Below are 15494 nucleotides of genomic sequence, written 5' to 3'. Positions count from 1 at the left end.
GGGCCCCGCCGCGCGAATGAGAGACTTGACGGCGTGACTGCCTCGCTGGACGCCCCCAAGACCGAGTTGCGGATCGGGCCCTACCCGCTCGACCCGCCCGTGGTGCTGGCTCCCATGGCGGGCATCACCAATGTCGCGTTCCGGACCCTGTGCCGGGAGTTCGGCAGCGACACTTCGCTGTACGTGTGCGAGATGATCACCGCGCGGGCCATCGTCGAGCGCAATGAGAAGACCCTCAACATGATGGCCTTCGGACCCGACGAGTCGCCGCGGTCCATGCAGCTCTACGGCGTCGACCCCAAGACCCTCGGCGAGGCGGTGCGCATCGTGGTGGGCGAGGGCTGGGCCGACCACATCGACATGAACCTGGGCTGCCCGGTGCGCAAGGTGACCCGCCTCGGCGGCGGGTCGGCACTGCCCTACAAGCGGCGGCTGTTCCGGGAGATCGTGCGCGAAATGGTCGCCGCCGCAGGCGATGTCCCGGTCACCTTCAAATTCCGCATCGGCATCGACGACGAGCACCACACCTACCTCGATACCGGGCGCATCGCGGAAGCCGAAGGCGCGGCGGCGGTTTCGCTGCACGCCCGGACCGCCGCGCAGCTCTACTCCGGGCAGGCCGACTGGAGCGCCATCGCCCGGCTCAAGGAAACCGTCACCAGCATCCCGGTGCTCGGCAACGGCGACATCTTCAGCGCCGACGACGCCCTGCGCATGATGGCCGAAACCGGTTGCGACGGTGTCGTCGTCGGCCGCGGCTGCCTCGGCCGCCCCTGGCTGTTCGGCGAATTGAGCGCGGCCCTGCGCGGCGAGCCGATTCCCGCGGGCCCCACCCTCGGCAAGGTCGGCGAGATCCTCTACCGGCACGCCGCCCTGCTCGTGGAGCACGATGGCGAGGACAAGGCGATGCGCGATATCCGCAAGCACATGGCCTGGTATCTGATGGGCTTCCCGGTGGGTTCGGCGCTGCGCCGCCAGTTCGCCACCGTCACCAGCCTGAACCAGATTGGCGATCTGGTTGGGCAACTCGATCCCGACGTGCCGTTCCCGGAGGACGCGCTCGGCCCGCGCGGGCGGCAGGGTTCACCGCAGACCAAGGTGGCGCTGCCCGACGGCTGGCTCGACGATCCCGAGGACGCGACCGTGCCGACCGCCGCCGACGTCATGCACAGCGGCGGCTGATACCACCGCTTCGGCTCTCGATCCGGGCCACGCCCGACTCGATCTCGATAACGCCCGGCGCAGCTCCCGGGCGTAGCGCCGACACCCTGGCACACTTGCGCACAGCTGACCCACCTGCGGTGAACATGCGTTCGAGTGGTTCACCGTGGCGAAATCGTTATCATGGCCCTCGGTATCAAGAGCGAAGTGAGGTTCGTTGGTGGGTGACGATCGGTACGGGCGGACGCCACGCCCCGGAGGTCGCGCCCCCTGGGAGCGCCTCCCCGCAGACACCGACGATCCGGCGAGCACCGGACGCCGCTCCCGGCACACCGACGATTCCGACAGCGCCGCACCGGTATCGGTGCAGGATCTCGTCGATCGAGTCGACAGCGAACGACTGAACCGGCGGCAGAGTCGCGCCGAAGGCGAGGCCACGACAGCACCGGAACCCCTGGCCGCCAACGGATCCCAGACCGCTGAAGGCTCCCCCGCCACCCCGCGGCCCGCCCGCGACACCAGTCACCTGCGCCGCGTCGCCAATGCACCCGGCACCGGCAGCAATCGGACCGTGCGCCCCACCGACCCGAGCGCCGACCCCATCACCGAGGAACTCCCTCAGGTCACCGAGACCACCCCGCCGCCCGCACCGCAGGTGCCGCAGGTGTCGCAGGTGCCACCCGCCCAGCGCGCCAAGGCATTACTCGGGCGCAAGGTCACCTCACCGGCCGACTACCCCACCACCGCACTACCCGCGCCGGTGGGAACCGAACCGGCCAAACGGATCCCACCGGCCCGCCGGCGCCGCCATCGCCGTCTCGCCCTCGCCGGGCGCGCCTGCCTCGCGGTGATCGCCGTCGTCGCGCTCGTCGTCACCGGTGGTGGCTGGAGCTACCTGAAGGCCAAGGACAGTAACTTCCAACAGGTTTCGGCCCTCGACGACAACAACACCGACGTGGTCGACGCCGACGGGCAGACCGGCGACGAGAACTTCCTCATCGTCGGCACCGACACCCGCGCGGGCGCCAACGGCAGCCTCGGCGCCGGCAGCACCGACGACGCCGAGGGCGCCCGCTCCGACACCGTCATGCTGGTGAACATTCCCGCCAACCGGGCCCGCGTGGTCGCCGTCTCCTTCCCCCGCGACCTGGACGTCACCCGCCCCGACTGCGAGGGCTGGGACAACGACAAGGCCGCCTACAACGGATCGAAATACCCTGGCGCCGTGGGCGACAAGCTCAATGCCACCTATGCACTCGGCGGGCCCAAATGCCTGACCAAGGTGATCACCAAGATGTCCGGCCTGAAGATCAACCACTTCGTCGGCATCGACTTCTCCGGCTTCGAATCCATGGTCGACGTGGTCGGCGGCGTCGAGGTGTGCACCACCAAGCCGCTCGTCGACGAGATCCTCGGCACCGTGCTCACCACGCCCGGCAAGCAGGTCGTGAACGGTTCCACCGCACTGGATTACGTGCGCGCCCGGCACGTCTACGGCGAGGAACGCAGCGACTACGACCGGATCAACCGGCAGCAGCGGTTCCTGTCCTCGCTGCTGCGCAGCGCGCTGTCGAGCAAGGTGCTCTTCGATCCGAGCAAGCTCAACGGCTTCATCAACGCCTTCGCCCAGCACTCCTTCATGGACAACGTCACCACCAAAGACCTCCTGACACTGGGCCGTTCGATGCAGAAGATGCAGGCCGGGGCCATCACCTTCCTGACCGTCCCGACCGCGGGCACCACCTCCTACGGCAACGAGATCCCGCGCGAATCCGATATCAAGGCCATCTTCCGGGCCGTCATCGACGATCAGCCGCTGCCCGGCGAGAAGAAGACCGAGGCACCGGCCAGCACCAGCGCGGCCCCCGCCGCCAAACCCAAACTGCTGGCGGTGGATCCGAGCACGGTGTCGCTGCAGGTGTCCAACGGCTCCGGGCAGGCGGGCATCGCGGGCACCACCGCGACCAAGCTGGCCAATCAGGGCTTCCAGATCTACAGCACCGGCAACTACGCCGACGGCACCTCCGCCAAGACCAAGGTCCGCTACTCCACCGGACACGAGGCCGAGGCCGCCACCGTCGCCAGCGCCATCCCCGGCGCGACGCTGGAACCCGCCAGCGGACTCGGCAGCATTGTCGAGGTGGTCGCGGGCGCGGACTTCACGGGCACGGTGAAGGCGCCCATCGGCTTCGGTCAGGCGCTGCCCGACACGCCGACGGACTCCGGCGGACCGAGTGCGGCGCCGGTCACACTCCCGTCCGATCTGGAGCACGTCAATGCCGCCGACGACCTGTGCAAGTAAGGACGAGTCCCACTGAGCGGAACTGCGGTGACCTTGCTGGAACCGACCGGCACCGACGGTTAACCCGCAGTTGGTGACTTGGTCAGCGGTGCGCACTAATGTCTTGACTCATGCGTGTCATCTACAACGAACAAATGGCCGAGCTAGCCGATCTGCTCGGTGGCATGGCCGGGCTCGCCGGATCGGCGATGGAGCGGGCCACCCAGTCCCTGCTCAGTGCCGATCTCGAGCTCGCCGAGCAGGTGATCAGCGAATACGACCGCATCGCCGAGATGATCACCCTCGCCGAGGAGAAGGCGTTCGCGCTGCTGGCCCTGCAGGCACCGGTCGCCGGTGATTTGCGGCAGGTGGTCAGCGCCATCCAGATCGTCGCCGACGTGAACCGGATGGGCGTGCTCTCCCTGCACGTCGCCAAGATGACCCGGCGCCGCTTCCCCGCACACGCCGTGCCGGAAGCCGTCAACAGCTACTTCGCCGAAATGGGCCGCGTCGCCGTCAAGATGGGCGCCACCGCCAAGGAGGTGCTGGAGTCCCGCGATCCCGAGCGGGCCGCCAAGCTCACCGACGACGACGAGGCGATGGACGACCTGCGCAAGCACCTGTTCACGCTGATCATGGACCGCGACTGGCAGTTCGGCGTGGCCGCGGCCGTGGACGTGGCGCTGCTGGGCCGCTACTACGAGCGCTTCGCCGACCACGCCGTCGAGATCGGCCGCCGGGTGATCTTCCTGGTCACCGGCGTGCTGCCGCCCGACCCGGATTCCGAGAAGGAGAGCATCTAGCTCTCCCCCTCGGTGGTGGCGTCAGTCCTCGTCGGACTCGCGCCACCCCATCAGGAACGATTCACCCTTTTCCACCCGCCACGGAAGCGTCGCGGCCACGATGGCCGCGCATACCACCAGGGCACCCACCGCGATGTACGACGCGACCGTGGAACCCTGCATGGCCGCGACCTTCATGGCGTGAATCAGATCCGTCTTCGCCTGCGCGAGCAGCGGATTCACCGGGGCCTTCACGACCCCGATAATGCTGATCGGCGTATTGCTCGCCAATTCCTTCTGCTGTGCGTTCATGATCTGCGCCGGAATCGCGCCGATCCGGTCGGCGATATGGCTGGTGTAGATGGACGTCATCACCGAACCCAGCACCGCCACCCCGAGCGCACCGCCCACCTCACGCGTGGTGTCGTTGACCGCCGAACCCGCGCCCGCCTCTTCCAAAGGCACCGCACCCATGATGGATTCGGTCGCCGGGCCCTGAACGATCGCGAAGCCCAGGCCCATCAGGATCATGGACACCACGACCGGCCCCACATACGGGGTGTCGACGGTGGTCCGGCCCGCGATGTACATCGCCACCGCCAGGATCAGCAGCCCGGACACCACCATCGCCGTCGTACCCACCCGCTGCGCCAGCAGGGTCGCGATGGGCGCGCCGAAGCCGACCGCCACCGCGAAAGGCAGTGAGTGGATGCCGAATTCGAGCGGGGACAGCTCCTTGACGCCCTGGAAGTACTGGGTGATCAGGAACAGGAAACCGAAGGCCGCGAAGTAGGACACCGTGATCGCCAGCGACGGCAGCGCGAAGCGGCGATTGCGGAACAGCCGCATATTCAGCACCGGTGTCGGCGTGCGCAGTTCCCAGCCCACGAACGCGGCCAGCAGCACGATCGAAAGCAGATAGCCCGCAAGGCTTTCGGTGGCCAACCAGCCGTGCTTGGGGGCCTCGATGATGGACCACACCAGCGCGGTCACGCCCGCCAGCGAGAGCACGATGCCGACCCGGTCGAGCCGATCCACGTGCGCCGCACGCGATTCCGGCACCGTCGCCAGCACCGCGGCGATGGCCAGCAGCGCCACCGGCACATTGATCCAGAACACCGAGTGCCAGGAGAAGTACTCCAGCAGCCAGCCGCCGACGGTCGGGCCGATGGCGATCGCCATGCCCGCCATGGCGGTCCACAGCGCAATGGCCGCGGCCCGCTCCCGCCGGGCGGTGAAGATATTGGTGAGCAGCGCCAGCGTGGCCGGGAAGACCACCGCCGCGAACACGCCCATGCCCGCGCGGGCCGCGATGACCTGCCCGAGCCCCGACGACAACGCACCCGCCGCGGACATTACGGCCACACCGCTCAGGCCGATGATCATGAACAGTCGCCGCCCGTACCGGTCGCCGAGGTGTCCCATGGCCAACAGCAGCCCGGAGAAGGCCAGGGTGAACGCGTCCACGATCCACTGCAGGCCGCTCATATCGGCCTGCAACTCGACGGCCATGGACGGCAGGGCCACATTGACCAGCGTGTTGTCCAGGACCACCAGCAGTTCCGCGAGACAGATCGCGACCAGTGCCGCCACCTTGGCCCGCTGCGACAATCCGGCCGCGGTTGTTCCGGATTTCAGGCTCGCCGTTGAGACAGTCATCCGACACCTCCTTACTAAACCGATCGGTTTACCATTGAGGTCAGACTAACTGTGACTTACGGTTGCACACAATCACCGCGTGGCCATATGACGGACGCCACACAGCGCCCGCTTATGCACCACTACCTGCGCAAACGAAACGACCCCTGCCGAATGGCAGGGGTCGTAGACGCCGGAGAGTCTGGGTTATCCGAAGCGACCGGAGATGTAGTCCTCGGTCTGCTTCTGCGACGGGTTCGAGAAGATCTTCTCGGTCTCGTCGATTTCGATGAGCTTGCCGGGCTTGCCCTGCGCCTCCAGGTTGAAGAACGCCGTCTGGTCACTCACACGCGCGGCCTGCTGCATGTTGTGGGTGACGATGACGATGGTGAACTCCTTCTTCAGCTCGGTGATCAGATCCTCGATCGCGAGCGTGGAGATGGGGTCCAGGGCCGAACACGGCTCGTCCATCAGCAGCACGTCGGGCGACACCGCGATGGCACGCGCGATGCACAGACGCTGCTGCTGACCGCCGGAGAGGCCGCCGCCCGGCTTGTCCAGGCGGTCCTTGACCTCGTTCCAGAGGTTGGCACCGCGCAACGACTGCTCGGCCACCTCGTCCAACTGGCCCTTGTTGCGAATGCCCTGCAGCCGCAGCCCGGCCACCACATTGTCGCGAATCGACATGGTGGGGAACGGGTTCGGGCGCTGGAACACCATGCCGATGGTGCGGCGCACGCCGACCGGGTCGACCTGCGCGCCGTAGATGTCCTCGCCGTCGAGCAGCACCGCGCCCTCGACGCGGGCCTCCGGGGTCACCTCGTGCATGCGGTTGAGCGCGCGCAGCACGGTCGACTTGCCACAGCCGGACGGACCGATGAACGCGGTCACGCTGCGCGGCAGCACCGTCAGACCGACATTGGCGACGGCGTGGAACTTGCCGTAGTAGATATTGAGGTCTTTGACGTCAATTCGCTTGGCCATCTGTCTTTCCTTCTATCGGTTCCGCGTCAGCAGCTTGTTGACCAGAGCGGCGGCAGCGTACAGCAGCGCGATGATCAGGATCAGGGTCAGCGCCGCACCCCAGATACGCTCGCGGCCGGCGGCCTCCGGGTTCGACAGCTCTTGGTACATCAGCAGCGGAAGCGAGGCCATATTGCCGTTGAAGACATCGAAGTTGATGGCCTTCGAGTACCCGACCAACACCAGCACCGGCGCGGTCTCACCCATGACACGGGCGACGGCCAGCAGCATGCCGGAAATCATGCCCGGGGCGGCGGTCGGAATGACGATCCGCACAATGGTTTTCCACTTGGGAATGCCGAGAGCGTAAGAGGCCTCACGCAATTCGTCCGGCACCAGTTTGAGCATCTCCTCGGTGGACCGGACCACCACGGGCAGCATCAGCAACACCAGCGCCAGCGACACGGCGAAGGCGCTCTGCTTGAAGCCGAGGGTGGCGATCCACAGCGCAAAGATGAACAGCGCGGCCACGATCGAGGGCACACCGGCCAGGATGTCGACCATGAAGGTGGTGGTCTTGGCCAGCCAGCCGCGCCCGTACTCGACCAGGAAGACCGCGGCCATGATGCCCAACGGCACCGCGATCACGGCCGCGATGCCCGCCTGCACGACGGTGCCGTAGATGGCGTGATAGACGCCGCCCTCGTGCGAATCGGGCAGCACGCCGTTCTGCGACTTGGTGAACCAGCCCGAGCGCGTCAACGCGACGGCGCCCTTCTGGATCACGATGTAGAGGACCCACAGCAGCGGAACCAGGGCGATGGCGAAGCAACCCCAGACCACGCCGGTGGCGACGCTGTTCTTGATCCGGCGGCCGACGCTGACGTGCCGGAAGGTCGGCGCCTTGATCGGCTTGTCGAGTGTGGCGGTCATCCGTTCACCTTCCCGCCCGCGGCGAGCCGAGCCAGTGCGTTGACGACGAACGTCAGAGCGAACAACACGAAACCGGCGGCGATGTAGGCGCCGGTCGGCAGCTTGGAGCTGAATTCCGAAGCGGAGGCCGCGATTCGGGAGGCGAAGGTGTAGCCACCGTCGAACAGCGTCCAGCTCCCCGCCTTCGTCGAGGTGCGCAGGACGATCAGGACCGCGATGGTCTCACCGAGCGCGCGGCCCAGGCCGAGCATGGAACCGGCGATCACACCCGAGCGGCCGAAGGGCAGCACGGTCAACCGCACCACTTCCCACTTGGTCGCGCCCAGCGCCTGCGCCGCCTCGATGTGCGTGCGCGGGGTCAGGCCGAAGACCTCACGGCTGACCGAGGTGATGATCGGCAGGATCATGACCGCGAGAATCACGCCCGCGGTGAAGATATTGCCGCCGCCGGCGATGCTGACATTGCCGTCGGAGAAGAGGAAGAACCAGTTCAGGTGCTTGTTGAGGAAATCCTCGAAGGGGCTCAGCTTCGGAGCCACGACGAGGAATCCCCACAGACCGAACACGATCGACGGCACCGCCGCCAGCAGGTCCACGATGGCCGAGAACGGACGCGCCAGCACCTTCGGCGAATACTGCGTCAGGAACAGCGCGATACCCACACCGATCGGCACCGCGATCGCCAACGCGAACAACGAGCTCAGCACCGTGACCATGAACAGGTCCTTGATGCCGAAGTGCAGGTTGTTGTCGTCCTTGACGTTGAACTCGGTGGTGGTGAAGAAGTTCGACTTGTTCGCCATGATCGAGGGCCATGCCCTGATCAACAGGAACAATGCGATCAGGGCAATGGCGGCGACGATGATCCCGCCGGCGGCCGTGGCCGCCGAACGGAACGCGAACTCCGCGCCGAACTTTTTGGGAGCGCCGCGCCCCGCGGCCGGTTTGGTGCTGGGTTCCGTCGGCATCAGCGCAGTATCCCCCGGCAGTTGGGCACGGTCTTCCCTCGGGTCGGTCGAAACGGACAGACCCGAGGATGCAGCTTCGTCGTGCACGGTCATCGTGGTTTTTCGATCAGGCGATCAGGAAATGGCGTTGATCGCGGTGGTGAGCTTGGTCTTGAATGCGTCCGGCAGCGGCACATAGCCCGCGTCCGCCAGACCGGTCTGACCATTGCCGACGGCCGAGGTCAGGAACGCCTTGACAGCCTTGGCGGTGTCGGCGTCGCCGTACTTCGAGCAGACGATCTCGTAGGTGGCCAGCATGATCGGGTACGCGCCACCGGTGGTGGGCTTGTAGATCGAGGAGTTGTCCAGCACCAGGTCGTTGCCCTGGCCCTTGACCTGCGCCGCGTCGACGGCCTTGGCGGCGGTCTCGGTGGTGAGGTCGACCGGCTTCGGGTCGTTCGAGGTGGCGGTGGTCAGCACGCGCACCGAGGTCAGCTTCTGCGCCTTGGCGAAGGACCACTCGGTGTAGGTGATGGTGAACTTGGTGTTCGCGACCGCGGCCGAGGTGCCATCCGAGCCCTTGACGCCCTCACCGGTGCCACCGTTGAACGCCTTGCCGGCGCCCTTGGTGTAGCCGCCGGCGGCGGTCAGGTACTTCTGGAAGTTGTCGGTGGTGCCCGACTCGTCGGAGCGGAAGATCACGCCGATCTTGTCCGAGGGCAGCTTGTCCGCGTTGTTCGCGTTCAGCGCCTTGATCGCGGTGTCGTTCCAGGTGGTGATGTCACCGGAGAAGATCTTGGCGATGGTCGGCGGGTCGAGAACCAGGTTGTCGATGCCGGGCACGTTGTAAGCGACCGCGATCGGGCCGAAGACGGCCGGCAGGTTCCACGCCGGGCTGGCGCAACGCGCGGCGGCCTTGTCGGTCTCGCCCTTGGTGGCGTCCAGCGGCGAGTCGGAACCCGCGAAATCGGTCTGGTTGCCGATAAAATCGTTCACGCCGGCACCCGAGCCCGAGCCGGTGTAATCCAGCTTGGCACCCGAGCAGTTGGCCTGGTACGCGGCGACGAAACGGTCCATCGCGTTCTTCTGGGCGGTGGAGCCACTGGACTTGAGCGACGTCTTGCCACCACAGGCGACGTCGATCTTGGCGGCACCGTTGGAGCCGTTGTTGTCAGAGCCACACGCGGTCAAGGTAAGGGCACCGGCCGCGGCCAACACACCGAGCAGGGCGCTGCTGCGCTTGAGATTCACCAATTCCTCCGGGGGAATCACGTTGCACGTCCAACCCCTCAACGGTCGGACGGGCGCGAAGGCGGCTGTTCGCTGCGAACTAGCGCACCGGGCAGCGGTTCGCGGCCCACTTGCAACGTAGGGGCGGCTGGTTGACAGTTGGACCTGGGTAGGTGAACGCGAGATGAACACACCGCCCAGATTCCGGCGCACGTCGTGTGATATTAGCCGCACTGTTGCCGGTCGGAATTTACGGCGCGCTGGAGTACGCCACGTCGATGTGGAATCGGGTGAAACCCAGCCGGGTGTAGGTGTGCACGGCCGCGGTGTTGTCGCCCTCGGTGTAGAGCAGTACGGCGTCGAGGCCGCGATCCTTCAGGTAGTGCAGACCCGCCAGGGTGAGCAGGCGGCCGAGACCGCGGCCCTGCGCCTGCGGGTCGATGCCGACCACGTAGACCTCGCCGATCGGCGGGTTCTCGTCGGAATGCACCTTCGTCCAGTGGAATCCGAGGATGTGCTCCGGATCGGCCGGATCGGTGGCGATGAAAAGGCCCTTGGGGTCGAACCAGGATTCGGTCCGGCGCGCGGCGATATCGGCTTCGGTCCAGCCGCCCTGTTCGGGATGCCAGGAGAAGGCCGCACCGTTCACGCGCAGCAGTTCGGCGTCGTCGGAAGGCCCCGCGTAGGTGCGCAATTCCAGACCGTCCGGCACGATCAGCTCTGGTAGCTCAGAGTTCGCCAGTTCCCGTCGCATTTGCCACAATTCACGCGAAACGGACAGGCCCAGACGGGTCGCGACGGCCTGCGCGGGCGGCAGATCACCGTGTGCCCAGACCCGGGCGTCCGGGCCGCCGGCCGCCAGCGCGGCAGCCACCAGACCAGCGCCGATTCCGTTTCCGCGGGCCGCCGGATCGACCGCGACCTCCGCCATCGCCGGGTGCTCCCCGTGCGCGGGAACGAGATTCGCGTATCCGGCCACCACGCCGTCGCGGATGTCCACCAGATGGCGTGCGGGAGAATCGTTTCCGAGCGACAGCACCGCCTGCTCCGAGACCGGGGCGACCCCGTCGGCCGCCGTGGCCCGCTCCAGCACCGCCCGCACCGCCTCGGCTGTCTCGGAGGGCAGCCGGTCGGTCCAGGAAGTCATCAGATGGTGCCGTTCGCCGTCGTCAGTTCGGAGTCGTCGCCTTCGGAGTCCGGGAAGGCGACCGCCTCACCACCCTTGCTCGCGGTCCGCGCCGGGCGCACCGCCTTGTAGCCGACGTTGCGGACCGTGCCGATCAGCGATTCGTATTCGCTGCCCAGCTTGGCGCGCAGGCGTCGCACGTGCACGTCCACCGTGCGGGTGCCGCCGAAGAAGTCGTAGCCCCAGACCTCCTGCAGCAGTTGGGCGCGGGTGAAGACCCGGCCCGCGTGCTGCGCGAGGTACTTGAGCAGCTCGAATTCCTTGTAGGTCAGGTCGAGTGGGCGACCGCGCAGACGGGCGGTGTAGGTGCCCTCGTCGATCACCAGCTCACCCAGGGTGATCTTGCCGGTGTTCTCCGGACTGGCGACGCCGCCGTTGCGGGCCACCAGCAGGCGCAGCCGGGCGTCCAGCTCGGCGGGTCCGGTGCCGGGCAACAGAATGTCGTCCAGCCCCCAGTCCGCGTTCACCGCGACCAGACCGCCTTCGGTCAGCACCGCCACCACCGGTACCGAGGAACCCGTGCTCCCCAGCAAACGGCACAGGCCGCGCGCGGCGGCCAGATCGGTGCGGGCATCCACCAGCGCGACGTCGGCGGAACCGGCCTCGAGCAGGGACGCCACCTCGGTCGGCGCGGGCCGCACGTGGTGTGGCAGCAACGCCAGCGACGGCAGCACCGCCTCGGGGTTGGGGTCGGAGGTCAGCAGGAGCAGCTCCATGGGGGCCCTCCATCCCATCTGGCATGTGTGTGGCTACCGCACTGTCGGCCACTACCCCATGCAGGTCATCACAGGTAATCGCTGCCTACATTAGCGTGTCGGGACCGACAGGCTCGTATCTGCGGCCCGTGAGGCAACCGACTGGTCCGGTCCACTCCCCCTTCATTTCCATTTCACCGGTCCGCGACCTGCCCGTGTCGTACCGCGACCACCGGTAACAACCCTCCTCCCTATTAGGGTGCAGGCTATGCGTTTCCGGAGGCTCCTCATCGGATTGCTCTGCTTGGCAGGGCTGGCCGTGCTGCTCGATTTCGGGGTCGCGGCCTACTCCGAATACCGGGTGTCGCGACTGCTGCGAACCGGCTCGGACCTGAGTGCCGACCCGGAGATCACCTTCCACGAGTCGATCGGGAATCCGTTCGTCCTGCAGGCGCTGGACGGCGTGTATAGCAGCGTGGACGTCCGCGCCCGCGTGTTGCGGCCGGACATCCCGGGTCAGATCACCGTCGAGGCGAATCTGCGGGGCAGCCACGTCTCGATGCGAAACCTGATCGACGGCAATGTGAGCCGGGTGCCGGTGGACGAGGTGCTCTCCCGGGTCCGCATCGAACCGGCCGAACTGGGCCGCATGTTCAATATTCAGGGCCTGCAGGTCTTCGGCCCGCCGACCGACAAGTCCGACGGCTCGGGCGGTTCCGGCGGCACCGGCGTGACGACCACGGGCGCGGTCATCCTCGAGGGCATCGTGCCGGTCACCCCCGACGCCGACCCGGCACTGTCGCTGCAGATTCCCGACTCGCGCGGCGACGGCGGGGAGAAGATCACCACCAAGAAGGTCCACGTGCTGGCCGAGCTGAAGCTCGAAGGCAATCAGGTGCAGGTCACCGCGACCGCCATCTCCGGGCGGGATCTGCAGGGCGACCCCGATGCCGAGCCCACGATCATCCCCGAGCAGGACCGGGCCGCGGTGCTGGCCCGTTTCACCCACACGATCGACATCAAGAACATGCCCTTCGGCATCATGCCCACCAAGGTCGAGGCCATCGGCGGGCAGATCGTGGTGGAGGGCGTCGCCCGCAATGTGACCGTCGATCTGGATCGGCTGCAGTCGTGATCGCCCTGGCCATCGGGGCGGGCGTGCTGGTGGTCGCCACCGTGGTGGGGATGCTGGTGCGCCGCAACGAGGGCCGGGTGCGCGCCACCGGGCGAAGCGGTTCCGAGGTCGCCGCACCCGCACCCGAATCCACCCGGACCGAACTGCTGGCCGCGGCGGGCGTGCTGCCCGGGCGACCGACCGTGCTGCATTTCTCCGCCGACTGGTGCGGTCCGTGCGCGGCGGTGCGGCGGGTGGTCGCGGCGGTGGTGGCCGACCTGGCCGATACCCCGGCCCCGCCGCTGGATCTCGAGGTCGACATCGATGCGAATCCGGAGCTGGCCCGGGAGCTGAATGTGCTCTCGCTGCCCACCACTTTCGTATTGGATTCTCGAGGATTGGAACGCTTCCGGATCTCCGGCGTCCCGAAGGCGGCGGATTTGCGCACGTCATTGACCTCTTTGTCGGTTTCCGACGCCGCTGAGTGACCAGCATTACGAACCCCGGGTCCAATTTCCCCCGAAAATTGGGTAAACTCCCTCTCGTGCAATCCAACCGCGAGCTGATGCTCACCCGACGCCGCACGGTAGACCTGTGCCGGCTCGGTGGTTGTTGCTGCCTGTGCCGCTAGCCGGTCGGCCTTTCGTATTCCTCTGTCGCCGACCGGAGTTGTCCCCGCTGTCGAGAGATCGTTCCCGATCCTCCGGCGATCTGGCCAATACACCTTCAGCGCAGGAGTACTCCCATGTCGAACCCCTTACCGACCGCCTTACCCACCGGGCAGGTCGATGTCCGCGGCCCGCGTTTCGCCGCCTGGATCACCACCGCGGTGCTGGCCCTCGTCCTGATCGTCGCCGTCTTCTCCGTCCCCGCCGCCACCGTGCTGCTGGCCCTGCAGGCCGTCGTGTTCGGCCTGAGCGCCGCCTACGGCCCGCGGCGTAGCCCGTACGGGCGGATCTATGCCGCCGCGGTGTTGCCGCGCATCGGCGCGCCGACCGAGCTGGAACCCGTTGCGCCGCTGCGGTTCGCGCAGCTGGTGGGGCTGGCCTTCGCAGTGCTGGGCGTGCTCGGGTTCGCGGCGGGCAGTGTCGTGGCGGGTGCGGTCTTCACCGGCTTCGCCCTGTTCGCGGCCTTCCTGAACGCGGCCTTCGGAATCTGCCTGGGCTGCAAGATCTATCCGCTCGTCGCGCGGTTCCGTACCCCGTCGACCTCGAACTCCTCCGTATAACCCTCAACCAACGAACGCAACGCCTTCCCACGGCACCGCATCGAAAGGAACAACATGGCTCGCTCCGATGTCCTGGTCTCCGCAGACTGGGTCGAAGAGAACCTGAACACTCCGGGCGTCGTCCTCGTCGAGGTCGACGAGGACACCTCGGCCTACGACCTGGGCCACATCGAGGGCGCCGTGCGTCTCGACTGGAAGAAGGACCTGCAGGACCAGGTTCGCCGTGACTTCGTCAACCAGGAGCAGTTCTCCGCGCTGCTGTCGGAGCGTGGCATCGCCAACGACGACACCGTGGTGCTGTACGGCGGCAACAACAACTGGTTCGCGGCCTACGCCTACTGGTACTTCAAGCTCTACGGCCACCAGGACGTGAAGCTGCTCGACGGTGGCCGCAAGAAGTGGGAGCTCGACGGCCGCCCGCTGGTCAAGGACGTGAATGTCCGTCCGGCCGCCGAGTACAAGGCGTCCGCGCAGGATCTGTCCATCCGCGCGTTCCGTGACGAGGTCATCGACGCCATCGGCGCCAAGAACCTGGTCGACGTGCGCTCGCCCGACGAGTTCTCCGGCAAGATCCTGGCCCCGGCCCACCTGCCGCAGGAGCAGTCGCAGCGTCCGGGCCACATCCCGACCGCCATCAACGTGCCGTGGTCCAAGGCCGCGAACGAGGACGGCACCTTCAAGAGCGACGCCGAGCTGGCGGAGATCTACAAGGAGGCCGGTCTGGACGGCGACAAGCTGACCATCGCCTACTGCCGCATCGGCGAGCGTTCCTCGCACACCTGGTTCGTGCTGCAGGAGCTGCTGGGCCACCAGAACGTCAAGAACTACGACGGGTCCTGGACCGAATACGGTTCCCTCGTCGGTGCACCGATCGAGTTGGGAGCGTAATCAATATGTGTGCTGCACCTACCCAGGGACAGGCCATCCCCGCCGGCGTCGATGTGGAGAAGGAGACGGTCATCACCGGCCGCGTCCTGTCCGCTGACGGCAACACCGTGGGCGGCGCGTTCGTGCGCCTGCTCGACGGCAACGGCGACTTCACCGCCGAGGTCGTGGCCTCGGGCACCGGCGACTTCCGCTTCTTCGCCGCGCCGGGCTCGTGGACCATCCGCGCGCTGTCGGCGTCCGGCAACGGCACCGTCGAGGTGTCGCCGGAGGGCAACGGCATCCACAACGTGGACGTCACCGTCGCCAAGTAGGCGAAACATCAAGAACGGCCCCGGGATTCATGATCCCGGGGCCGTTCTCGTATTCGCACAAGATTTTCCCGGGGTCGTTTTCACCTGATCTCGGTGGTGGGATTAGACTCCGAGACGTGGTGCTTACCTTCGAGATT

General features: G+C 67.0%; 15 protein-coding genes. 8 read left to right on the top strand and 7 right to left on the bottom strand.

What is annotated here, in order from left to right; genetic code table 11:
- Positions 1-33: 33 nt before the first annotated feature.
- The 3 genes from dusB (at position 34) to phoU (ending at position 4245) form a co-directional block, all read left to right on the top strand.
- Positions 34-1182: a tRNA dihydrouridine synthase DusB gene (gene dusB, locus ACYVN4_RS18335; RefSeq protein WP_452399380.1), complete on the top strand. Its 1149-nt coding sequence runs from the start codon at positions 34-36 to the stop codon at positions 1180-1182.
- Between the two features lie 199 nt (positions 1183-1381).
- Complete coding sequence (locus ACYVN4_RS18330) at positions 1382-3463, top strand: LCP family protein (protein WP_460722525.1); 2082 nt, start codon at positions 1382-1384, stop codon at positions 3461-3463.
- A 110-nt stretch (positions 3464-3573) separates the two neighbouring features.
- Complete coding sequence (phoU, locus tag ACYVN4_RS18325; protein WP_460722523.1) at positions 3574-4245, top strand: phosphate signaling complex protein PhoU; 672 nt, start codon at positions 3574-3576, stop codon at positions 4243-4245.
- A gap of 21 nt (positions 4246-4266) precedes the next feature.
- Here the strand turns inward: phoU and ACYVN4_RS18320 are convergent, their stop codons facing one another.
- The 7 genes from ACYVN4_RS18320 to ACYVN4_RS18290 all read right to left on the bottom strand — a co-directional run bounded on the left by ACYVN4_RS18320 (position 4267) and on the right by ACYVN4_RS18290 (position 11837).
- On the bottom strand, positions 4267-5883 hold the full coding sequence (locus ACYVN4_RS18320) for an MFS transporter (protein WP_460722521.1): 1617 nt from the start codon (positions 5881-5883) through the stop codon (positions 4267-4269).
- Between the two features lie 186 nt (positions 5884-6069).
- Positions 6070-6846: a phosphate ABC transporter ATP-binding protein PstB gene (gene pstB / locus ACYVN4_RS18315; protein WP_460722519.1), complete on the bottom strand. Its 777-nt coding sequence runs from the start codon at positions 6844-6846 to the stop codon at positions 6070-6072.
- Between the two features lie 12 nt (positions 6847-6858).
- A complete protein-coding gene (pstA, locus tag ACYVN4_RS18310) occupies positions 6859-7758 on the bottom strand; it encodes a phosphate ABC transporter permease PstA (protein ID WP_460722517.1) in 900 nt (299 codons plus the stop codon).
- Positions 7755-8726, bottom strand: a complete 972-nt coding sequence (gene pstC, locus ACYVN4_RS18305) for a phosphate ABC transporter permease subunit PstC (protein ID WP_460722515.1) — start codon at positions 8724-8726, stop codon at positions 7755-7757. The genes pstA and pstC overlap by 4 nt, the downstream gene beginning before the upstream one ends.
- A gap of 114 nt (positions 8727-8840) precedes the next feature.
- On the bottom strand, positions 8841-9956 hold the full coding sequence (pstS, locus tag ACYVN4_RS18300; RefSeq protein ID WP_460722513.1) for a phosphate ABC transporter substrate-binding protein PstS: 1116 nt from the start codon (positions 9954-9956) through the stop codon (positions 8841-8843).
- A 229-nt stretch (positions 9957-10185) separates the two neighbouring features.
- Positions 10186-11082 (bottom strand): mycothiol synthase, encoded by an 897-nt coding sequence (gene mshD, locus ACYVN4_RS18295; RefSeq protein ID WP_460722511.1) that lies wholly within the window; start codon positions 11080-11082, stop codon positions 10186-10188.
- Positions 11082-11837 carry a winged helix-turn-helix transcriptional regulator gene (locus ACYVN4_RS18290; protein WP_460722509.1) on the bottom strand — a complete coding sequence of 252 codons (756 nt, stop codon included), beginning with the start codon at positions 11835-11837 and terminating at the stop codon, positions 11082-11084. The genes mshD and ACYVN4_RS18290 overlap by 1 nt, the downstream gene beginning before the upstream one ends.
- A gap of 247 nt (positions 11838-12084) precedes the next feature.
- On the opposite strand from ACYVN4_RS18290, the gene ACYVN4_RS18285 reads away from it, so the two are divergent.
- From ACYVN4_RS18285 to ACYVN4_RS18265, 5 genes are all read left to right on the top strand, one after another.
- Positions 12085-12951, top strand: coding sequence for an LmeA family phospholipid-binding protein (locus tag ACYVN4_RS18285; protein WP_460722507.1), 867 nt, complete (start codon positions 12085-12087; stop codon positions 12949-12951).
- Complete coding sequence (locus ACYVN4_RS18280; protein ID WP_460722505.1) at positions 12948-13418, top strand: thioredoxin family protein; 471 nt, start codon at positions 12948-12950, stop codon at positions 13416-13418. Before ACYVN4_RS18285 ends, ACYVN4_RS18280 begins: the two co-directional genes overlap by 4 nt.
- Before the next feature lie 257 nt (positions 13419-13675).
- Positions 13676-14158 carry a DUF4395 domain-containing protein gene (locus tag ACYVN4_RS18275; protein WP_460722503.1) on the top strand — a complete coding sequence of 161 codons (483 nt, stop codon included), beginning with the start codon at positions 13676-13678 and terminating at the stop codon, positions 14156-14158.
- Between the two features lie 54 nt (positions 14159-14212).
- Positions 14213-15046: a sulfurtransferase gene (locus ACYVN4_RS18270; protein WP_460722501.1), complete on the top strand. Its 834-nt coding sequence runs from the start codon at positions 14213-14215 to the stop codon at positions 15044-15046.
- Positions 15047-15051: 5 nt separating this feature from the next.
- Entirely contained in the window at positions 15052-15357 is a 306-nt protein-coding gene (locus ACYVN4_RS18265) for a DUF1416 domain-containing protein (protein WP_379354294.1), read from the top strand.
- Positions 15358-15494 lie beyond the last annotated feature (137 nt).

This window comes from Nocardia heshunensis (assembly GCF_054782115.1).
Note: the sequence above shows the minus strand (reverse complement) of the source record. Positions and strands in the feature narration are given on the sequence as shown.